General features: G+C 67.7%; 19 protein-coding genes and 1 pseudogene. 4 read left to right on the forward strand and 16 right to left on the reverse strand.

What is annotated here, in order from left to right; genetic code table 11:
- From RMN86_RS12985 to dusB, 3 genes are all read right to left on the reverse strand, one after another.
- Positions 1-501 (reverse strand): response regulator (locus RMN86_RS12985; RefSeq protein ID WP_309606269.1); only part of this gene is annotated, 501 nt, incomplete at its 3' end.
- Complete coding sequence (locus tag RMN86_RS12990) at positions 498-1,619, reverse strand: ATP-binding protein (protein ID WP_309606270.1); 1,122 nt, start codon at positions 1,617-1,619, stop codon at positions 498-500. The genes RMN86_RS12985 and RMN86_RS12990, both read right to left, overlap by 4 nt.
- A complete protein-coding gene (gene dusB / locus RMN86_RS12995) occupies positions 1,616-2,623 on the reverse strand; it encodes a tRNA dihydrouridine synthase DusB (protein ID WP_309606271.1) in 1,008 nt (335 codons plus the stop codon). The genes RMN86_RS12990 and dusB overlap by 4 nt, the downstream gene beginning before the upstream one ends.
- A gap of 101 nt (positions 2,624-2,724) precedes the next feature.
- Between dusB and RMN86_RS13000 the strand changes: the two genes are divergently transcribed.
- Positions 2,725-3,870, forward strand: coding sequence for a bifunctional 2-C-methyl-D-erythritol 4-phosphate cytidylyltransferase/2-C-methyl-D-erythritol 2,4-cyclodiphosphate synthase (locus RMN86_RS13000; RefSeq protein ID WP_309606272.1), 1,146 nt, complete (start codon positions 2,725-2,727; stop codon positions 3,868-3,870).
- Here the strand turns inward: RMN86_RS13000 and RMN86_RS13005 are convergent.
- Positions 3,867-6,167, reverse strand: a complete 2,301-nt coding sequence (locus RMN86_RS13005) for a fused MFS/spermidine synthase (RefSeq protein WP_309606273.1) — start codon at positions 6,165-6,167, stop codon at positions 3,867-3,869. The two genes, RMN86_RS13000 and RMN86_RS13005, sit on opposite strands and share 4 nt — an antisense overlap.
- 83 nt (positions 6,168-6,250) lie before the next feature.
- On the opposite strand from RMN86_RS13005, the gene RMN86_RS13010 reads away from it, so the two are divergent.
- Positions 6,251-6,742, forward strand: coding sequence for a CinA family protein (locus RMN86_RS13010; RefSeq protein ID WP_309606274.1), 492 nt, complete (start codon positions 6,251-6,253; stop codon positions 6,740-6,742).
- A 17-nt stretch (positions 6,743-6,759) separates the two neighbouring features.
- Here RMN86_RS13010 and RMN86_RS18170 read toward each other — a convergent pair.
- From RMN86_RS18170 to lipA, 3 genes and pseudogenes are all read right to left on the reverse strand, one after another.
- A pseudogene (locus tag RMN86_RS18170) lies at positions 6,760-6,864 on the reverse strand (PEPxxWA-CTERM sorting domain-containing protein); the annotation flags it as partial.
- 883 nt (positions 6,865-7,747) lie between these two features.
- The gene (locus RMN86_RS13020) at positions 7,748-8,212 is read right to left on the reverse strand and encodes an SRPBCC family protein (RefSeq protein WP_309606288.1); all 465 of its coding nucleotides are present in this window, start codon (positions 8,210-8,212) and stop codon (positions 7,748-7,750) included.
- Positions 8,209-9,210, reverse strand: coding sequence for a lipoyl synthase (gene lipA, locus RMN86_RS13025; RefSeq protein ID WP_309606276.1), 1,002 nt, complete (start codon positions 9,208-9,210; stop codon positions 8,209-8,211). The genes RMN86_RS13020 and lipA overlap by 4 nt, the downstream gene beginning before the upstream one ends.
- Positions 9,211-9,352: 142 nt before the next feature.
- Between lipA and RMN86_RS13030 the strand changes: the two genes are divergently transcribed.
- Complete coding sequence (locus RMN86_RS13030; RefSeq protein ID WP_309606277.1) at positions 9,353-10,909, forward strand: AMP-binding protein; 1,557 nt, start codon at positions 9,353-9,355, stop codon at positions 10,907-10,909.
- On the opposite strand, the gene lpdA is transcribed toward RMN86_RS13030, so the two are convergent.
- The 8 genes from lpdA to RMN86_RS13070 all read right to left on the reverse strand — a co-directional run bounded on the left by lpdA (position 10,910) and on the right by RMN86_RS13070 (position 18,180).
- Complete coding sequence (lpdA, locus tag RMN86_RS13035) at positions 10,910-12,331, reverse strand: dihydrolipoyl dehydrogenase (RefSeq protein ID WP_309606278.1); 1,422 nt, start codon at positions 12,329-12,331, stop codon at positions 10,910-10,912.
- The gene (locus RMN86_RS13040) at positions 12,331-12,810 is read right to left on the reverse strand and encodes a glutathione peroxidase (protein WP_309606279.1); all 480 of its coding nucleotides are present in this window, start codon (positions 12,808-12,810) and stop codon (positions 12,331-12,333) included. Before RMN86_RS13040 ends, lpdA begins: the two co-directional genes overlap by 1 nt.
- An 8-nt stretch (positions 12,811-12,818) precedes the next feature.
- Positions 12,819-14,174 carry a pyruvate dehydrogenase complex dihydrolipoamide acetyltransferase gene (locus RMN86_RS13045; RefSeq protein WP_309606280.1) on the reverse strand — a complete coding sequence of 452 codons (1,356 nt, stop codon included), beginning with the start codon at positions 14,172-14,174 and terminating at the stop codon, positions 12,819-12,821.
- On the reverse strand, positions 14,171-14,578 hold the full coding sequence (locus RMN86_RS13050) for a GFA family protein (protein ID WP_309606281.1): 408 nt from the start codon (positions 14,576-14,578) through the stop codon (positions 14,171-14,173). The genes RMN86_RS13045 and RMN86_RS13050 overlap by 4 nt, the downstream gene beginning before the upstream one ends.
- Entirely contained in the window at positions 14,575-15,948 is a 1,374-nt protein-coding gene (locus RMN86_RS13055; protein WP_309606282.1) for a pyruvate dehydrogenase complex E1 component subunit beta, read from the reverse strand. Before RMN86_RS13055 ends, RMN86_RS13050 begins: the two co-directional genes overlap by 4 nt.
- Complete coding sequence (gene pdhA / locus RMN86_RS13060) at positions 15,945-16,997, reverse strand: pyruvate dehydrogenase (acetyl-transferring) E1 component subunit alpha (RefSeq protein WP_309606283.1); 1,053 nt, start codon at positions 16,995-16,997, stop codon at positions 15,945-15,947. The genes RMN86_RS13055 and pdhA overlap by 4 nt, the downstream gene beginning before the upstream one ends.
- Before the next feature lie 60 nt (positions 16,998-17,057).
- The gene (locus tag RMN86_RS13065) at positions 17,058-17,354 is read right to left on the reverse strand and encodes a septum formation initiator family protein (RefSeq protein ID WP_309606284.1); all 297 of its coding nucleotides are present in this window, start codon (positions 17,352-17,354) and stop codon (positions 17,058-17,060) included.
- A 112-nt stretch (positions 17,355-17,466) separates the two neighbouring features.
- Positions 17,467-18,180 carry a PEPxxWA-CTERM sorting domain-containing protein gene (locus tag RMN86_RS13070; RefSeq protein ID WP_309606285.1) on the reverse strand — a complete coding sequence of 238 codons (714 nt, stop codon included), beginning with the start codon at positions 18,178-18,180 and terminating at the stop codon, positions 17,467-17,469.
- 179 nt (positions 18,181-18,359) lie between these two features.
- On the opposite strand from RMN86_RS13070, the gene RMN86_RS13075 reads away from it, so the two are divergent.
- On the forward strand, positions 18,360-19,154 hold the full coding sequence (locus RMN86_RS13075) for a hypothetical protein (RefSeq protein ID WP_309606286.1): 795 nt from the start codon (positions 18,360-18,362) through the stop codon (positions 19,152-19,154).
- Here the strand turns inward: RMN86_RS13075 and eno are convergent.
- Positions 19,151-20,431 carry a phosphopyruvate hydratase gene (gene eno / locus RMN86_RS13080; RefSeq protein ID WP_309606287.1) on the reverse strand — a complete coding sequence of 427 codons (1,281 nt, stop codon included), beginning with the start codon at positions 20,429-20,431 and terminating at the stop codon, positions 19,151-19,153. The genes RMN86_RS13075 and eno overlap by 4 nt on opposite strands.
- Positions 20,432-20,541 lie beyond the last annotated feature (110 nt).

A 20,541-nucleotide genomic window follows, 5' to 3' on the forward strand; every position in this document is an offset into this window, starting at 1 on the left:
CGTCAGGTCGGCGCCCACGAGGCGCGCGATGGTCCGATAGACCTCCTGCATCGGCCCGGAACGGCCGATCAGCGGCAGGCGGTCGTCGCGCACCGCGCGGGCCTGGGCGCGGGCGGCCTCCGGGTCGGCGGGTCGCGACAACGCGCGCCGCGCGGCCGAGGTCATGTCGTCCAGGTCGAAGGGTTTGGGGATGTAGTCGAAGGCGCCCATCTCCGCGGCGTTGACCGCCGTGATCAGGTTGTTCTGCGCGCTCATCACGATGATCGGCAGCTTGGGGCGCTGCTTGCGTATCCGCGGCAGCACGTCGAAGACGTTCTCGTCGGGCATCATCACGTCGGTGACGATCAGGTCCCCCTCGCCTTCCGACACCCACTTCAGGAGCGTGGCGGCATTGCCCGTGGCGCGCACCTGATAGCCCAGCCGGGTGAAGGCCTGGGACAACACCAGCCGGATCGAGGCGTCGTCATCGGCGATGAGGATTTTCTTGCTGGCGGCGTTCATGCCGTGAGGTCCTCTTCTGCGACGACGGGCAACAGGACCCGGAAGACCGTCCGGCCGGGTTCGGAATCGAAGTCGAGCAAGCCGCCGTGCGCGGCGACCAGTTTCGCGACCAGGGCCAGGCCAAGGCCCGCCCCATTGGCCTTTGACGTGACAAAGGGCTGGAACAGGTGTTCGCGCAGGTGCGCCGGGACGCCCGGACCATTGTCGATCACGCGGATTTCCAGCGGCGCGCCGCGCAGGCTCTGGCCCCGGGACGCGCGAACCCGCACGCCGTGTCGATAGGCGGTATAGATCCCGATCTCGCCACGCCCGTCGCCGCGGGCATGCGCCGCCTCGGCGGCGTTCTTCACCAGGTTGAGAAAAATCTGGATCAGCTGGTCTTCGTCGCCGTGCACCGGCGGCAGCGATGGATCGTAGTGCTCGCGCAGCACAAGTCCGTCGGCGACGCCATTGGCGGCCAGGGCGCGGACGCGATCCAGGACCTGGTGAATGTTGAGCGGGGTCAGGCTCGGCAAGGCGTCGTCGGAGAAGGCCTCCATGCGATCGACCAGCCGGCGCACCCGGTCGGTCTCGTCGACGATCAACTGGGCCAGGGGCGCGTCCTCGGCCTTGGCGCCGGACTTGAGCAGTTGGGCCGCGCCGCGGATACCCGCCAGGGGATTCTTGATTTCATGGGCCAGCATGCGGCCCAGCCCGACGATGGAGCGCAGGCCGCCGGCCGCTTCCGCTCCTCCGCGTTCCGCCCCAAGGCCCGACCGGACCGTCAGGGTGAGCAGCACCGATCCGTCGCCCAGCGGGGCCGCCGCGCCGTCGGCTTCGAAGGGCGTCAGGCCAAACAGGCTGATCTGGACTCCACGCTCGCGGACCTTGGCATCCTCTTCCAGAGCGCGGTCGAGCAGGGAAACCAGGGCCGATCCCGGCGGCAGGGCCGCGCTGAATCGCCCGCGCGCCAAAAGGCTGAGGCCCTGGCCGAACAAGGCCTCGGCCGCCTCGTTCACGGCGATCAGGGCGCCGGAGCCATCCACCACCATGGCCGGGTCGGGGCTGAGATCGAAGGCCGCGGCCCGCAGCGCCAAAACGTCGACACCCAGCGACTGGGGAAGGGTCCGCCGGGTCATGCCGCCAGCCTCCGCTCGGGGTCGGACCACAGCGAGGTCAGCGCGCGCTCGATCTCGCGCGGCTGGTCCAGCCGGCAGAGCGCAGCGCGCGCCTCGCGTCGAACCGCCGGGTTCGCGGGCCAGGGCGCGTGTTCGACATAGGCCGCCAGATGTTTGCGGAATATCCTCAGACCCAGGCGCTCGCCATAGAAGCCAAGGCTGTCGCGGAAATGGGCCAGTGCGATCCTCAACCGGGCCGCCGGGTCGGGGATATCGAACCGTTGACCCGCCAGCTCCGCCTCGACCTGGGCCGCGATCCAGGGCTTGCCATAGACGCCGCGGCCGATCATCACCCCGTCCGCGCCCGACGCCTCCAGAGCCGCCCGCGCGCTGGCGCCATCGACAATATCGCCATTGACGATGACCGGGATCGACACCGCCGATTTTACCTCGCGCACCGCGCCCCAGTCCGCCGCGCCCTTGTAGAACTGGCATCGGGTGCGGCCGTGAACCGTGATCGCCGCAACCCCGAGACCCTCAGCCCGGGCGGCGAGCTCAGGGGCGTTGCGGGACGCATCGTCCCAGCCCAGCCGCATCTTGACCGTCACCGGCACATCGACCGCGGCGATGGCGCAGGCGATCAGGCGCGCGGCGAGGTCCGGCTCGCGCATCAGGGCCGAGCCGCACTGGGCGCCGGTGACTTCGCGGGCCGGACAGCCGAAGTTGAGGTCGATAATCTGCGCGCCCGCCGCCGCGGCCAGGCGCGCGCCCTCGGCGACATGGCCCGGATCTCGCCCGACCAGCTGGACGACCATCAACGGCAGTCCCTCGCCGACCGCGGCGCGGCGCACGACGTCGGGCCGGCCCTTGGCGAATTCCGCGCAGGCGACCATCTCCGTGGCCGCATAGGCGGCCCCCAGCCGGCTCGCGGCGCGGCGGAACGGCAGGTCGGAAACGCCGGTCATCGGGGCGATCCAGACCCGGCCACCGACCTCGACATTTCCAATTCTAAGCAATGTGCTCATTTTTTACACACGTCCATAGCTGGGTTTTTAGGCAATTTGTGCGCTGCGGTAAAGACCCCGTAACGCTGGACTTGACCGACCGTGGCCCTAAACACGCACTCATGACGTTTTCGGCGATTGTCGTAGCCGCTGGCGAGGGGCTGCGGGCGGGCCCCGGCGAGCCCAAGGCCTGGCGCGCGCTGGGCGGTCGGGCGCTGGTCCGCTGGTCGGTGGAAGGGTTGCTCGACGCCGGCGCGGAAGAGATTGTCGTGGTTGTCGCCGCCGACCGCCTGAGCCAGCTGGGCGAGGCGCTGGTTGGCCTGCGGCGATGGCGCGCCGTGCCTGGCGGCAACAGCCGCGCGCAGTCCGTGCAGGCCGGATTGCACGCTCTGACCGGCCCGCCCGAATATCCGGTGCTGGTGCACGATGCCGCCCGGCCGTTCGTCACCCGCGCCCACGTCGATCGGCTGCTGGCCGCGCTGCAGGCCGCCGACGGCGCGATCCCCGCCCTGCCCGTGCCGGACACCTTGAAGCGGGGCGATGGCGTCGTGACCGCGACCGAGAGTCGCGACGGCCTGATGCGCGCCCAGACGCCGCAGGCGTTCTGGCTGGGACGCCTGAAGGACGCCTTCGCCAACTGGCCGGCCGGCGAGGACCCCACCGACGATGCCGGCGTCCTGGAGCGTGACGGCGGCAGGGTCGCCATGGTCCGGGGCGATCCGATGCTGCTGAAACTGACCTATCCGGAGGATTTCGCGATGGCCGAACGGCTGGCGGGCGGGCAGCGCTTGACCCGCACCGGGTTCGGCGTCGACGCCCATCGTTTCGGCCCTGGCGACGCGGTCTGGCTGGGGGGGGTGAGGATCCCGCACGATCGGGCGCTGGTCGGGCATTCCGACGCCGATGTCGGCCTGCACGCGCTCACCGACGCGGTGTTGGGGGCTATCGCTGAGGGCGACATCGGCCAGCACTTCCCACCCTCCGACCCAAGATGGCGGGGCGCGTCATCCGACCGTTTCCTGACCCATGCCGTGGCGCTGGTGGCCGCCCGCGGTGGACAGATCCTCAGCGCCGACCTGACGTTGATCTGCGAGCGGCCGAAGATCGGCCCGCACCGGGACGCCCTGCGCGCCCGCATCGCCGACCTGCTGGGGGTCGGTATCGACCGGGTCAGCGTCAAGGCCACCACGACCGAGGGCATGGGCTTCACCGGCCGCGAAGAAGGCATCGCGGCGCAGGCGGTGGTGAACGTTGAAACGCCGGTCTAACCCTCGCTTGCCGGATCCATCTTGGTCCTCATGCGCCGCCAGAGCGCGCCGAACAGATTGGTATAGTCGTCGGTCCAGGGCCGCACCTTTCCGGGGTCGGTGGCCTGCCAGCGGCGATCGTGGGTGAACGGGGCGAGACCGGCGGCTGACCGCGCGACGATCACCGCGTCCTCCGGCGCCGGCCAGCCGCCGAGGTCCGCGCCGGGCGTAGGGCGGTAGTGCTGGATCAGGGCGACGCCGCCCGCGGCCCTGGCCACGGCTTGCGCCGGCCCGTTCAGGTCAAGATTGCGGTTGGACAGGTGCAGGATCAGCACGCCGTCCGGCTTCAGGTGGGTGAGATAGCCTCGCACGGCCTGAACGGTCAGCAAGTGCGTGGGCACCGCATCCGACGAAAAGGCGTCGATCAGCAGAACGTCGAAGATGTCGCGTGGCTGGGTCTCCAGCGTCAGCCGCGCATCGCCCACGACATAGTCGACCGGACCTTTCGCGCAGGCCGTGGTGTAGCTGAAGTGGGCGGGATCGGTGGCGATGCGCACCACCAGAGGATCGATCTCGAAGAAGGTCAGGCGGTCGCTCGCCCGCACATAGGTCGAGACCGAGCCCGTCCCCAGCCCGACCGCCCCCAGGCGCAGGCTGGGCTTGGCGCGGTGCTCGGCCAGGAACACCTGCCCGATGGGGCTGGACTGGGCATAGTAGACCAGCGGATTGCACCGCCACCTGGGCGTCAGCGCTTGGGCGCCGTGCAGGGTGGTGCCGTGCGAAAGCATGCGGGTGGGCCCGCCGATTTCCGGAACCTGTGTCTGCGACTGGCGCAGCACGCCGAAGAAGCTGCGCCAGCTCTGCGTAGTGTCGGTGCGGTCGGCCGCGGCGTTGGCTCCGACCGAGAGCACGGCGATGACCGCCGTGAACATCAGCCCTCGGCCGCGCAGCAGGAACGCCGAAATCGCCGCGGCGCCTAGGCAGACCCGCAGCCCGAGCTCATAGGCGTCCACCTGGGTGAAGCCGCCGACCAGCGGCTTGGCGTAGACGTGCTGCGCGACGAAGATGTTGAGGAGCGGGGTGGCTACTCCGCCGGCGATGCCGACGATCAGCATCACCCAGGCGGACCCCTCGATCCGCGAGACATTCCAGGGCCGGACCAGGCACGACAGCGCCAGGACCAGCGGATATTCCCAGACACTGTTGAAAATCACCGGCGCCAGGAAGGCGTTGAACGACCCGCCGACCACCCCGCCCAGCGACATCCAGAAATAGAACTCGGTGAGCCGTGCTGGATCGGGCCTGCGGGCGACCAGCGCCTGGTGGCACATCAGAGCGGTCAGGAAGAAGGCCGCCAGATGGATCGGAAGCTGGATCGCGAAGGCGTTGGCGGTGAACGGCAGCAGCACCACGCAGGCGGCAAGGGCCGCGGCCTGCAGCAGCAGGGTTATGTCGGGCGGGATCGCCGGGCGGGCCTGGAAGGCGACAATGAAGCTCGCGAGGTACAGGGCCAGAGGTAACACCCACAGGAAGGGCGCGGAGGCCACGTCGGTGGTGATGTAGCTGGTCACGCCCAGCATCAGGCTGGAGGGGATGGCGGCCAGCGCCACCCAGATCAGGCGATCGCGCCAGACGATCGACGAGGTTGTCTCGGCCGTGGGCCGGACCCGTCCACCCCTGGGGGCCGCGCGGACGACGGCCATGGCAAGGCCGCCCATCAGCAGGATGAACAGACCGTAGGCGACGCTCCAGCCCACGCGCTGGGCGTGCAGGGTCAGAACGGGCTCAACGACAACCGGATAGGCGAGCAGCGCCAGCAGGCTGCCGAGGTTGCTGGCGGCGTAGAGCCGGTAGGGCTCGCCGCCCTGCCCGTCCGCAAAGGATCGCGCGTGCCAGGCCTGGACCAGCGGAGCGGTGGCGGACAGCGCGGCGAAGGGCGCGCCGATCGACACCGCCAGCACTCCCAGCAGCCAGGCTGTCGGATGGCCTGAGGACGGGGGTCCAAACAGTTCGTTGACCCTGAGCGGCAGCGCGACCGCGGCCAGCAACAGGACCGCGATGTGGACCAGAGCCTGGGCCCGCGGCGAGGGCAGGCGCTGCAGGCCATGGGCATAGGCGTAGCCGCCCAGCAGCGCGGCCTGGAAGAAGGCCAGGCTGGTGTTCCAGACCGACGGACTGCCCCCCAGCAAGGGCAACACCAGCCTGGCTGCCATCGGCTCGACCAGGAAGACCAGAGCGGCGCTGGCGAACACGGTCAGCACGAACAGGCAGTCGGGCGGCCGTGTGTCCAGCCGAGTCCTGGAAGCCTGAGGGGTCATGCTGTCGCGAATCGCCTTGAATGAAAGATCGGTCCGATGCTCTGGTCGCCTGGCCTTCTGAGCCGTTAAGAGAGTTCGCACCGATGTTTTCGCTTGAGATCGTGACCCTCGCCCGCCTGCTGGTCGATGAGGCGCGCGAACGGTCCTTGCGGATCGTCACGGCGGAGAGCTGCACCGGCGGCCTGGTAGCCGGGGCCATCTGCCAGGTCTCAGGGGCTTCCGACGTGTTCGAGCGCGGGTTTGTCACCTATTCCAACCGCGCCAAGCAGGAATTGCTGGGGGTCCCAGGCGACCTGATCGCCGACCTGGGCGCGGTGTCCGAGCCGGTCGCGCGGATGATGGCCGAGGGCGCGCTGGAGCACTCCAACGCCCATATTTCAGTGGCGATCACTGGGGTCGCCGGGCCGCTCGGGGGTACGCCGATGAAGCCGGTCGGCACAGTCCATATCGCCACGGCGCGGACCAATCACGGCCTGATGCACCGCCAGGAATTCTTCGAATTCGAGGATCGGATAGGAATCCAGTTCGCCGCCGTGCAATCGGCGCTGCAGATGCTGCGCGACCGGATGGCCTGACGCCCCAGCGAACGCTCCTAGGTCAGGGTCAGTCGGCGACGGCGATCGCGCAACATCAGGCCGGTCAGTCCGAAGCCGCCAATCATCAGCGCCCATGTCGCTGGTTCCGGCACGGCGCGCCGTGTCGCGGAAAGGCTGTGGATCAGGAAATTGTCGCCCTGGCCGGGCGTCGCGTTCAGTTCGACAAAGTCATAATACCTGAAACTGCCGAAGCTCGGGAGCGCGTGCGACGACTCCGACGTACCCGTGATCAGCGGGCCCCCGGAATAGGCCCCGGCGATATTGCTGCCGAACACGCCCCATTTTTCGCCGTTGGTGGTGCTCCCGGTGGAAAATATCGTCGATCCCGGGATGACCCTGCCGATGAGGTTAGAGACATCCAGCTGTACGAATCCCGAATGGTAGTGGATCTCATGATTGCCGGTCGGGTCGTTGGCCAAACCGAGACCGACCTCATCACCACCGTCATTCTTGCCGTACAAGCTCGTGGCCGCCCCGGAGAAGTCGTATCCAGCCGCGACGATCGAGAGCCCTGACCCACCGTCCGTATAGGTGTGGGTGAGCCCGAGGTTGCCGCTCGGAACCCCGAAAATGAAGGTGATCGGCGCCGCGGCGGCGCCTCCGGCGCTCAGAACGGCCGCGAGGGCGGAGGCCCGCACCAGCCCGATAGCGTAGGTTGTAAGTCGCATTTCAAGGTCCCTCCGACAGGTCCAGATCACATAACACGGTATCGATCAAAGAATAACCCTGTTCCCCCGATAGGCGAGTAGGTCAACCTGCGGTTTCCAATGCTGGCAATATGTTGACTCAGCGAAATTCAAGGGGAAGTAGACTACCGTTGGAGATTCAACCCTATCGCGCATCTCGATCTGTGCCTGGGATTGCCGGTGACTATCGGCAAGCTGGGCCCAAGGCGATCATGCTGACCGAAGGAGCGCGTCGCGGTGTCCCCGCCAGCGCGGTGGCGTCAAATCCGGGGGCGACGCCGCAAACCCCGGCCGCGAGCTAGACGGGGGGCTCAGCCCTGCCGTAGAGCGCCGCCGCTCGCGCCTCGAAACACGCCATCAGCCGGTCAACGGCGTGAGCGAAATTGGCGGCCAGCAGGGCGTCAAGCAGCCGCGACTTGAACTGGAAGTCGATGTCGAACTCGACGCGGGCTCCACCTTCCGCAGCCTCGAAGAACGCCCAGCTGTTGGCCAGCCTGCGGAACGGTCCCGACAACAGACTGACGTCGATCTGCCGCGCGGTGGCGTCGCGCCGGACCCGGGTTGAGAACCGTTCCTTGAGGAAGGAAAACTGGATCCCCGCCTCGGCGTCTACCAACTCAAGCCCCGGCCCCAGCGTCCGCGCGTTCCAGGTGCGCATGGCGGTGATCCACGGCACGAAGTCCGGATAGGCCGCGATGTCGCTGACCAGCGCGAACAGTTGGTCCGGCGTATAGGGCAGGCGCCTGGAGACGTGGTGCTTCAGGCCCCCTTCTCCTTGGCCGACAGCGTTTCCCGGGCCAACCGCGCCGCCTGAAGGCGCGCGAAGTCCTCGCCGGCGTGATGCGACGAGCGCGTGAGCGGGCTCGAGGCGACCATCAGAAATCCCTTGGCGCGCGCCACCGTCTCATAGGCGGCGAACTCGTCAGGATGGACGAAGCGATCGATCGGGGCGTGTCTGCGGGTCGGCTGGAGATATTGGCCGATGGTGATGAAATCGACGCCGGCGGAGCGCATGTCGTCCATCACCTGCATGACCTCCTCCTTGGCCTCGCCCAGGCCGACCATGACGCCGGACTTGGTGAACTGGGTCGGATCGCGTTCCTTCACCCGCTCAAGCAGGCGCAGCGAATGGTAGTAGCGCGCGCCGGGCCGGATCGAGAGATAGAGCCGTGGCACCGTCTCCAGGTTGTGGTTGAAGACATCGGGCCTGGCGTCGATCACCTGATAGGCTGCCTCGACCGGCTTGCGCAGAAAGTCCGGCGTCAGGATCTCGATGGTCGTGCCGGGCGCCGCAGCGCGGATCGCGCGGACCACGGCGGCGAAATGCCCCGCCCCGCCGTCGGCCAGGTCGTCGCGGTCGACCGAGGTGATGACCACGTGTTTCAGACCCATCTTGGCCACCGCCTCGCCGACTCGGGCCGGTTCGGTGGAGTCCAGCGGCTTGGGCTTGCCGGTGGCGACGTTGCAGAAGGCGCAGGCCCGCGTGCAGACCTCGCCCATGATCATCATCGTCGCGTGGCTCTTGGACCAGCATTCGCCGATATTCGGGCAGGCCGCCTCTTCGCAGACGGTGACTAGGCCGTGCGCTTTGACGATGTCGCGGGTGGCGTTGTAGCCGGCTGAGCCCGGCGCGCGGACCCGAAGCCACTCCGGCTTGCGCAACAGGGGCGTCTCGGGGTTCGCCTGCTTCTCGGGATGGCGCGGGCGGATCGCGCCAGACTCTTTTCGGGAGGGGTTCAGATTGTCGATGACCACGGCCATGACCCCTAGATCGGCGGTCGCGGCCTTCGGATCAAGCCGCGAATTCGAGACGCGCAGTGCTCACGGACTGTAACCATTCTTTTCATCGCCCCGCCCGGGGGATAGGCTCGCCGCAACCATAACAAACCTTGGGTGGGTGCTCTTGTCGCGATCGTTCGAGGCCGCTGAGGCGCAGACGACCCTGTTCGACGCCCTGGTCGCGGCGCGGCAGACCTACGGCGCCAAAAAACCGATCCTGGAGGACCAGGAACGCAATCCCCTGAGCTATACCGACCTGATCCGCGGCGCCTTCGCGCTCGGCCGCAAGATCGCGGCCTTTACCCACAAGGGCGAACGGGTGGGCGTGATGCTGCCGTCGAGTTCGGCCGGCGTAGTGACCTTCTTCGCCCTGCATGCCTTCGCACGCGTGCCGACCATGCTGAATTTCACGGCGGGCATCCGCAACCTGAGGGGCGCGTGCGAACTGGCCGGCGTGAAGACCGTGCTGACCTCTCACCGGTTCGTCGAGCAGGGTAAGTTGCACGACCTGATCGATGCCCTGGAGACCCTGACAAAGGTGATCTATCTGGAGGACGTGCGCGCAACGATCGGCCTGCCGGACAAGCTGCTCGCGGCCGCGGCCGGCGCTTTTCCGGCGCGGTTCCGCTCGGCGACCAGGCCCGACGACCCCGGGGTGATCCTGTTCACCTCCGGCAGTTTCGGCACGCCCAAGGGGGTGGTGCTGAGCCAGGCGAACCTGATCGCCAATTGCCGCCAGATCGCTCAGCATATCGCGCTCGACCCGGATTGGGTGTTCTTCAACCCGCTGCCGATCTTTCACTGCTTCGGCCTGACCGGCGGCGCGCTGCTGCCGATCCTCAGCGGGCTGAAGGCGTTCCAGTACCCCTCGCCCCTGCACGTCAAGCAGATCCCGGCCCTGGTGAAGGACACCAAAGCCAATGTGCTGTTCGCCACCGACACCTTCATCAATCAGTACGCCCGCTCGGCTGAACCCGACGAGCTTGCCGGCCTGACCTTCGTGGTCTGCGGCGCGGAGAAGGTTCGCGAGGAGACCCACAACCTGATCGCCGAGAAATTCGGTCCGATTCCGCTGCTGGAGGGCTATGGCGCCACCGAGGCGTCGCCGGTGATCGCGGTGAACAAGCCCGGCGACAATCGCCGGGGCACCGTCGGCGCCCTGCTGCCGGGCGTCGAGACCCGGCTCGTCCCGGTCCCGGGCATTCCCGGAGGCGGACAGCTTTTTGTGCGAGGACCCAATGTGATGGCGGGCTACCTTAATGCATCTGGCGAGGTCGAGTCGCCGGTCGACGGCTGGCACGACACGGGCGACGTGGTCTCGATCACCGACGACGGCTGGGTGCAGATCAAGGGCCGGGTGAAGCGGTTTGCCAAGGTCGCCGGCGAGATGGTCTCGCTGACGGCGGCCGAGGACCTGGCCTGCGCCGTCTGGCCCGACTGCCGACACGCGGTGATCGCGCTCGCCGACCCGAAGAAAGGCGAACGGCTGATCCTGGTCACCGACCGGCGCGACGCCGAGGCCAGCGCTCTGATCGCCTATGCGCAGTCGATCCAGGCGCCGGAGATCGCCGTGCCCCGCAAGATCATCCGCGTCCAGGAGATCCCCGTGCTCGGCACCGGCAAGACCGACTATGTGGCGATCCAGCGGATGGTCGATGCGGAGATGCGGCCGGCGGCCTGATCAGGCGTGCAGGACCATCCCGTAGGCGTCGAGCGACGCCTCGTGCATGGCCTCGCTCATGGTCGGGTGGGGGAAAACGGCGCCGTGCAATTCGGCCTCGGTGGCTTCGCAGGTCATGGCGATGACGTAGCCCTGGATCATCTCGGTGACCTCGGCGCCGATCATGTGGGCGCCGATCAGGGCGCCGGTCCTGCCGTCGAACACCGTCTTGACGAACCCGTCGGTTTCACCCGAGGCGATGGCCTTGCCGTTCACCCGGAAGGGGAAGCGGCCGACCTTGGGCTCGCGGCCCTGGTCCTTGGCCTGGGCCTCGGTGAGGCCGACGGAAGCGATCTGCGGGGTCGAATAGGTGCAGCCGGGGATCGGGCTGTCGATATTGGCCGGCGCCAGGCCGGCGATGTGTTCGATGCAGTGGACGCCCTCGTGGCTGGCCTTGTGGGCGAGCCACGGCGGACCCGCCACGTCGCCGATGGCGTAGAGGCCGGGGACGCCCGTGGCGCCGTGTTTGTCGGTGACCACGTGGGTGCGCTCGATCTTCACGCCCAGGGCTTCCAGGCCCATGTCCTCGACATTGCCGACGATGCCGACCGCGACGATGGCGACGTCGGCCTCAAGGGTTTCCGACTTGCCGTCTCCCTCCTTGCCAGGACTCTCGATCTCGACGGCGACACCCGTTTTGGTCCTGGTCAGCTTCTTCACGTTGGCCGGCACGCGGAACTTCAGGCCACGCTTCTCGAACGCCTTGTGGGCGGCCTTGGAGACCTCCTCGTCCTCCACGGGCAGGATGCGCGGCAGGGCCTCGACCACCGTAACATCCGAGCCTAAGGCCCTATAGAAGCTGGCGAATTCAATTCCGATGGCGCCCGAGCCGATGACGATCAGGGTCTTGGGGACGGACTTGGGGACCAGGGCCTCGCGATAGGTCCAGACCCGCTCGCCGTCGGGCTCAAGGCCCACGGCGGGGATGGTGCGGGCCCGCGCGCCGGTGGCCAGGATCACGTGCCTGGCGGTGAGCCTGCGGTCGCCGACAACGACAGCCGGAGCCGCCTGCCCTGTCTCCAGTTTGGCGGCGCCCATCACCACCTCGATCTTGTGTTTCTTCATCAGGAAGGCGACGCCGGCGTTGAGCTGGGCCGAGACCTTGCGCGAGCGTTCGACGACCTTGCCAAAGTCGAAGCCGCGCTTTTCCACCGACAGGCCATAGTCGGCCAAGTGGTCGAGTTGCTCATAGACCTCGCCGGACTTGAGCAGGGCCTTTGTGGGGATGCAGCCCCAGTTCAGGCAGATGCCGCCCAGGAGTTCCCGCTCGACGATGGCCACTTTCAGGCCGAGCTGGCTGGCGCGGATGGCGGTGACGTAGCCGCCGGGGCCGGAGCCAATGATGACGACGTCGAAACTGCCCTCTTTGGCGTCGGCCGCCATCAGAGAAGCGCCTCGATGGCGCCTTCCAGGGATTCGGGTTTGTCGGTCGGGGCGTAGCGGCTCACCACCTCACCCTTGCGATTCACCAGAAACTTGGTGAAGTTCCACTTCACGCCCTCGGAGCCCAGCAGCCCCTTCTTCTCGTGTTTCAGCCAGGCATAGAGCGGGTGGGTCGCCGGGCCATTGACGTCGACCTTGCGCATCATCGGGAAGTCCACGTCGTAGGTCAGCGAACAGAAGCTGGCGATCTCGGCCGCGTCCCCCGGCTCCTGGGCCCCGAACTGGTTGCAGGGAAAGCCCAGGATCACCAGGCCCTGGTCTCGGTACTTGCGCCAGAGCGCCTCCAGGCCCGCGTACTGCGGGGTGAAGCCGCACTTGCTCGCGGTGTTGACGATCAGCACCACCTTGTCGCGATAGGCCGAGAGCGGCGCCGGGGCGCCGTCCAGGGTCTCGGCGGCGAAGTCATAGATAGTGGTCATGGCCGGCCTCAGACAATCATCGTGATGGGATCTTCGATCAGCGGTTTGAAGGCGGCGAGCCAACGCGCGCCGATCGCCCCGTCGACCACCCGGTGATCGCAGGTCAGCGTGACGCTCATCACCGTGGCGATGGCCAGCTCGTTGCCGCGCACCACAGGCCGCTTCTCGCCGACGCCCACCGACAGGATCGCGCCCTGCGGCTCGTTGATGATCGAGTTGAACGACCTGATGCCGAACATTCCCAGGTTGGAGATCGAGAACGTGCCGCCCTGGTATTCGTGGGGCGCCAGCTTCTTGGTGCGCGCGCGTTCGGCCAGGTCCTTGGCTTCGGCGGCGATGGCGGCGACGCCCTTGGTTTCGGCGGCGCGGAGGATCGGGGTGATCAGGCCGCCGGGGACGGCCACCGCCATGGCGATGTCGGCGTGATGGTGCAGGGCGATGCCGTCGGGCGTGTAGGAGGCGTTGGCTTCCGGCACCTGCATCAGGGCCACGGCGGCGGCCTTGATCACCATGTCGTTGACGCTGACCTTGCGGCCGGATTTTTCCAGCAGGGCGTTGATCCTGGCTCGCGCCGCCAGCAGGGCGTCGATCTCCAGGTCGATGGACAGCGGGAAGTGCGGCACGTCGCGGACGCTGTCGGTCATCCGCCGTGCGACGGTCTTCCGCATGCCGTCGAGCGGGATCAGGTCGTAGCTGCCGGGCGCGATGCCCATCTGCTCCAGCGACAGGACCTGGCGCGGCGCGACGGCGGCGGCGGCGGGCGCTTTCGCCGCGCCGGGCTGGGCGCCTTCGACGTCAGCCTTGATGATCCGGCCGTGCGGACCGGAGCCGGTCATTGTCGAAAGGTCCAGCCCCTTCTGTTCGGCCAGCCGACGCGCGAGGGGCGAGGCGAAAACGCGGCTCCCCTCCCCCTTGCGGGGAGCGGCCGGGGGTGGGGGCGCCGGCTCTGACCGCGGGACCTTGTCAACGAGGGGCGGCGCGGAAACAGGCTGATTCTGAGCCGACACCCCCTGTCCCAACCCTCTCACCTTCACCACCCCCTCTGGGGGTGGCGAGCCAAGCTCGGGGGGCCGGGTCGCTGAGCGACCCGGTGGGGGGAGAGGGCTCGTCTGGGTTTGCTCTCCCTCGCCCGACAGCCGCGCGATCGGCGCGTTGACCTTGACCTCTTCGGTTCCCTCGGCGACCAGCAGGGCCTCGACCACGCCCTCGTCGACGGCCTCCACCTCCATGGTCGCCTTGTCGGTCTCGATCTCGGCGATCACATCGCCGGATTTCACCTTGTCGCCGACCTTCACGTGCCACTTGGCCAGCGTGCCCTCCTCCATGGTGGGCGATAGCGCCGGCATTAGGATGTCGATGCTCATGCGGGTTCCTTGGACAGGTGCGCCAGGTCCGCGGCGTTGGCCTCCCAGTTCTGGCCGTCGAACGGCGCAACCCTGAGGTCGATGTCGTCGGCGCGATCCAGGCAGCGAGCGTTGACGCTCCAGCCATCGGGGTTGGAGCGGGGCCGGTAGAAGGCCTCGACGCCGCATTCGCCGCAGAACAGGTGCTTCGCCACCCGGCTGTTGAAGGTGTATTCCACCAGCCGCTCAGCGCCCCTGGTCAGGCGGAACCGGCTCTGCGGTACGATCATGTGGATGAAGCCGGTCTTAGCGCACATCGAGCAGTTGCAGCTCTGCGCCTCGACGACCGCTGGGAGGGCGACTTCGAAGCGCACCGCGCCGCAGTGGCAGCCCCCGGCATGCCAGGTGATGGAGGTTCCGCTCATCGATAACACACGGCCTTGGCCGCCTCGATGATCTTCTCCACCGACGGCATGGAGAGCGCTTCCAGATTGGCGGCGTAGGGCAAGGGCACGTCTTCCTGGTGCACGCGCGCCGGCGGGGCGTCGAGATAGTCGAAGGCGTGCTCCAGCACCCGGGCGATCACCTCGGCTCCGACGCCCATGGGACCCCAGCCTTCCTCGACGGTGACCAGGCGGTTGGTCTTCTGGACACTGTCGACCACCGTGCGCCAATCCATGGGACGGATGGTGCGCAGGTCGATGACCTCGGCCTCGATGCCCTCGGCGGCCAGCGCCTCGGAGGCCTTCAGGCAGAAGCCGACCATCCGCGAATAGGCCACCAGCGTGACGCCGGTCCCTTCGCGCCTGACCTTGGCCTTGCCGATGGGGACGACCCAGTCGATGCCCTCGGGCACGTCGAATTCCTGGCCGTAGAGCATCTCGTGCTCCAGGAAGACCACCGGGTTGGGGTCGCGGATGGCTGCCTTCAGCAGGCCCTTGGCGTCGGCGGCGTCATAGGGCGCGACCACCTTCAGGCCCGGCACATGGCCGTACCAGCCGGCATAGTCCTGGCTGTGCTGCGCGCCGACGCGGGAGGCCGCGCCATTGGGGCCGCGGAAGACGATCGATGCCTTGATCTGGCCGCCGGACATATAGAGCGTCTTGGCCGCCGAATTAATAATATGATCAATGGCCTGCATGGCAAAATTGAACGTCATGAACTCGACGATCGGCTTCAGGCCGGCCATCGCCGCGCCGACGCCCAGGCCTGCAAATCCGTGCTCGGTGATCGGGGTGTCGATGACCCGCCTGTCGCCGAACTCGGCCAGCAGGTCCCTGGAGACCTTGTAGGCGCCCTGATACTGGGCGACCTCCTCGCCCATCAGGAAGACGTCGGGATCGCGGCGCATCTCCTCGGCCATGGCGTCCCGCAGGGCGTCGCGCACCGTCACCTTCACCAGCTTTACCCCGGCCGGGAGCTCGGGATCGTTCAGCGGCGCGCTGGCCGGTACAGACGGCGCGGTTTCGACCGGTTTGCGCACAGGATCGCCGGAGGCTTCGGCGCGAGACGCTGGCGTGGAGTCCGCCGTCCGCGGCGGCGGCGCGGCCGCCCCGCCCTCGCCCGACAGCCGCGCGATGGGCGTGTTGACCTTGACCTCTTCGGTTCCCTCGGCGACCAGCAGGGCCTCGACGACGCCCTCGTCGACGGCCTCCACCTCCATGGTCGCCTTGTCGGTCTCGATCTCGGCGATCACATCGCCGGATTTCACCGCATCGCCGACCTTCACGTGCCACTTGGCCAGCGTGCCCTCCTCCATGGTCGGCGACAGGGCCGGCATCAGGATCTCAGTCATGCCGACAGCCCCACAGAGGCCTCGGTGTAGACGTCTGTATAGAGCTCCGAAGGATCGGGTTCCGGCGATGTCCGCGCGAACTCCGCCGCGTCGGCGACGATGCGCTTGACCTCCGCGTCGATGGCCTTCAGCGCCGTTTCGTCGGCCCAGCCGTGCCTGGCCAGCAGCTCTTCCACATGCTCGATCGGGTCACGCGTCTTCTTGACCTCATCGACCTCCTCGCGCGTGCGGTACTTGGCCGGATCGCTCATCGAATGGCCCCGATAGCGATAGGTCTTCATTTCCAGGATGTAGGGTCCTTTGCCGGTGCGGGCGTGGGCGGCGGCCTTCTCGGCGGCGGCCTTCACCGCCAGCACGTCCATGCCATCGACCTCCTCGCCGGGAATCTTGAACGAGGCGCCACGCATGTGCAGGCGGGTCTCGGCCGACGAGCGCTCGATGGCGGTGCCCATGGCGTACTGGTTGTTCTCAATCACATAGACGACTGGCAGGCTCCAGAGTTCGGCCATGTTGAAGCTCTCATAGACCTGGCCCTGGTTGGCGGCGCCGTCGCCGAAATAGGTGAAGGCCACCTTGCCGTCGTCGCGATAGCGATTGGCCAGCGCCAGCCCGGTGCCCAGGCTGACCTGCGCGCCGACGATCCCATGGCCGCCGTAGAAGCCCGCCTTGGTGGAGAACATGTGCATCGAGCCGCCCTTGCCGTGCGACGAGCCGGAGGCGCGACCGGTGAGCTCGGCCATGACTGCCTTGGGGTCCATGCCGCAGGCCAGCATATGACCGTGCTCGCGATAGCCGGTGATCACCTGGTCGCCGGGCTTCTGGGCCGCCTGGACACCGACGGCGATGGCTTCCTGGCCGATATAGAGGTGGCAGAACCCGCCGATCAGACCCATGCCATATAGCTGGCCCGCCCGTTCCTCGAAGCGACGGATCAGCAGCATGTCGCGATAGTATTTCAGCAGCTCCGCCTGGCCGCCGCTCTCGGCCTTGGGCGCGCCGGCGGCGTTGGCTTTTCGCCGGCCAATCGGGCCGGTGTGCACACGCGCCATCCCGTCTCTCCGTGATCGTTCGACAACCCCGCGGGAACGCGGCGACCGCCCAGGTGACGCCTAGGGCTTCATGCGGATCACATAGTCCCTTGGGTCGGCGAAGCCTAGCAGGGAGCGCGCTCTCTCCGCCAGGAGATCAGCCGAAAGGCTGGTGTCGCGAAGCAGGTGGGCGCGCAATTCGAGGTCCTGACGCTGGGCGCGCACTTGCTCCAGCTCGCGGGTCTTGGCCACCAGGGTCTCGTCACGCTGGTCCGACGCCAGGATCCCGCGGTCGCCGGTGAAGGCATGGAAGCCGGAATAGGCGATCAGCAGCGCCAGCGCGGCGGTCGGCAGGAAGGGGCGGAGGAAGGCGAGCAAGGGATGGGAATCTCTAGGATGTCTGATCCGATAAGGCTCGCAATTTATCCTTAACAATCAGTTGCAGCAAAGCTTCCGCACTCGCCCGTCCAACGACCTGCCGGCGCCCGGCTCAGGCCGCCTGGAACCGGCGCCGACGCAGGGCCGCACCGGCCAGACCGAGCCCGGCAAGCATCATGGCCCAGGTCGAGGGCTCCGGAACGCCAGCGGCGGACAACACGTCCCCGAAGTACTGGTCCTGGATGTTGCGCGACGGCTCGAAGAAGGTCAGCGAGCTGAACGGCGTGGCCGAGGTTATGGTCACCCAGGCTGAATATCCGGCCCCGGAATCGACCAGGGTCAGCACGCCGGTATCGCCATTGCTGGCGGTCAGGTTGAACACCGCGCCCAGGTGGTCGAACTCATGGGGCAGATTTCCCAGGCCGGTGGCGATCGTCAGGCCGATGCGCGTGACCGGCCCGAAGAAGGTCAAGGTGAAGTCCTCGGGGCCGCTGATCGCCAACTCCGGACCGACGCCGCCGGGCCCGTCGTTGAACCCGGGTCCCTCGATCCAGTTGGCGGTCGCCAGATTGCCCGACACCGAAGAGCCGGTTGCCGGGTCGATCTGCACGCCGCCGCCGGCGAGAGGACCGAGCGCGCCGGATGGCCAGACCGTGCCGGGCGCGAACATGTGCTTCCAGGTGATCTGGGCCATCGAAGGCCCGAAGGCCGCGATGCCGCTCGCCACGCTGGTGGTCTGGCCGATGCCAAGGACGGCCGCGGACGCCGCGCCGGCAGACATCGTCAAGGCGGCTGCGACCGCCGCCGTCAAACCCCTGATACGCATGGCGCGACCCCCGTATTTCCGGCTGCATTTGCGAGCCGTTCATCATGTCACCGTGGATCGTTTCTGGACAACCGGTTTCGCTTGAGGCGTGCATGGACCTCGCCTTCGCGATTTGAGGTCACCAAGCCTGCGACGCCTGCTCGATTGCGCAGTCCGGAGACACCCGCGAAGGTGGCCCCATGACACGCGACGACCTGATCGAGGCGGTGCGGGAAGCGGCGGACGCCGACCCTCGGGTGGTCGCGTTGTTCCTGAGCGGCAGCCTGGGCGCCGGCGACGGGGATCGATGGTCCGACTGTGACTTCGTGTTGGTCGCCGCGCCCGAGGCGCACGCCACCTTCGTCGAGCAGGCGCGCGACTGGATCGCCGGGATCTGCGCTCCGGTGCTCTGGCGTCAGGTCTACCCCGGCGTCCCGCTGTTCCTCGCGGTGACGCAAGCGTGGCTGCGCCTCGACCTGACGGTGACCGTGCCGTCGCACCTGAACGGCGCCCGGGCGACATGGCGCCCGCTGTTCGACCCTCAGGGCCTCCACGACCGCCTGCCGAAACACCCGCCGTCGCGGTCACCGGGTCCGGACAAGATGGTGGCGATCACCGAGGAATTTCTGCGGAGCCTGGGTCTGTTGCCGCTCAGCATCGGGCGCGAGGAGTTCGTCGTGGGGGTCACCGGAGTGGGCCACCTGCGCGCCCAGCTGATCGCGCTGCTCATCGAGGGCCATGCGCCGCCCTCCCCGCCAGGGGCCTTGCGTCTGTCCCGCGTTCTGGACGCCGAGGAGATCGCGCTGATCGAGAGCCTGCCCTGCCCCGCGGCGAATCGTGAAGCCGTGATCGCCGCGTCGATGGCCTGTGCCGCCGCCTTCCTCCCCCGCGCGCGCGGCATCGCCCAACAGCTGGGCGCGACGTGGCCCGAAGCCCTTGAGGCGGCCGCCCGGGCGCACATCCGCCGCGAACTGGGGATCGAGATTCCGCGCTAGGACCGCTTGATCGCCGCCCGCCCGGCATAGACCGCTTGGTCGCCCAGCTCTTCCTCGATGCGCAGGAGCTGGTTGTATTTTGCCGTGCGGTCGGAGCGCGACAGGGATCCGGTCTTGATCTGTCCGCAGTTGGTGGCCACGGCGAGGTCGGCGATGGTCGAGTCTTCCGTCTCGCCCGAGCGGTGACTCATCACGGCGGTGTAGGCGTTGCGGTGGGCCATATCGACGGCGTCCAAGGTTTCCGACAGGGTGCCGATCTGGTTGACCTTGATCAGGATCGAGTTGGCCAGGCCCTTGCCGATGCCCATGGAGAGCCGCTCGGGATTGGTGACGAAGAGGTCGTCGCCGACCAGCTGGATCTTGCCGCCCAGCCGCTCGGTCAAGAGCTTCCAGCCCTCCAGGTCGTCCTCGGCGCAGCCATCCTCGATGGTGACGATCGGGAACGAGCCGGCGAGGTCGGCGAGGTAGTCGACCATGCCGGCGGGATCGACGGTCTTGCCCTCGCCGGCCATGACGTATTTTCCGTCCTTGAAGAACTCGCTGGCGGCCGCGTCGAGGCCGAGCACAAAGTCCTTGCCGGTGGCGAAGCCCGCGCTCTCGCCGGCCTTGACGATGAACGCCAGCGCCTCCTTGGCAGAGCCGATGTTGGGAGCGAAGCCGCCCTCGTCGCCGACGTTGGTGTTGTGCCCGGCGGCCTTCAGCTGGCTCTTCAGGGCGTGGAAGATCTCGGCGCCCATGCGCAGGGCCTCGGCGAAGGTGGGCGCGCCGGTGGGCAGGATCATGAACTCCTGGATGTCGATCGGATTGTCGGCGTGGGCGCCGCCATTGATGATGTTCATCATCGGCACCGGCAGCACGCGCGCGGAGACCCCGCCCACATATTTGTAGAGCGGCAGCGCCGCCGAGCCGGCCGCGGCCTTGGCGGCGGCGAGGCTCACCCCCAGGATTGCATTGGCGCCCAGGCGCGACTTGTTGGGCGTGCCGTCGAGGTCGATCAGCATGCGGTCCAGGCGCCGCTGGTCCTCAGCGTCGGCGCCGGCCAGGGCGTCATAGATCTCGCCATTCACCGCATCGACGGCCGCAAGTACACCCTTGCCGCCATAGCGGGACTTGTCACCGTCGCGCCGCTCCACCGCCTCGTGGGCGCCGGTCGAGGCGCCTGACGGCACCGCCGCACGGCCCGATACGCCGGACTCGAGTACGACATCGGCTTCTACTGTCGGATTGCCGCGCGAGTCCAGGATTTCGCGGGCCACTACATCAACAATTGCGCTCATTACGTTTTCGTTCCCTGTTAAGAATTCATCGTCTCTTCAGCTTGCAAAACGGATTACACCGGATTCCGGGTCAAGACTTGAAGTCGTGTTCCGGAAAGCCGGCAGCCATC

Source organism: Phenylobacterium sp., assembly GCF_031360265.1.
Lineage (GTDB): Bacteria > Pseudomonadota > Alphaproteobacteria > Caulobacterales > Caulobacteraceae > Phenylobacterium.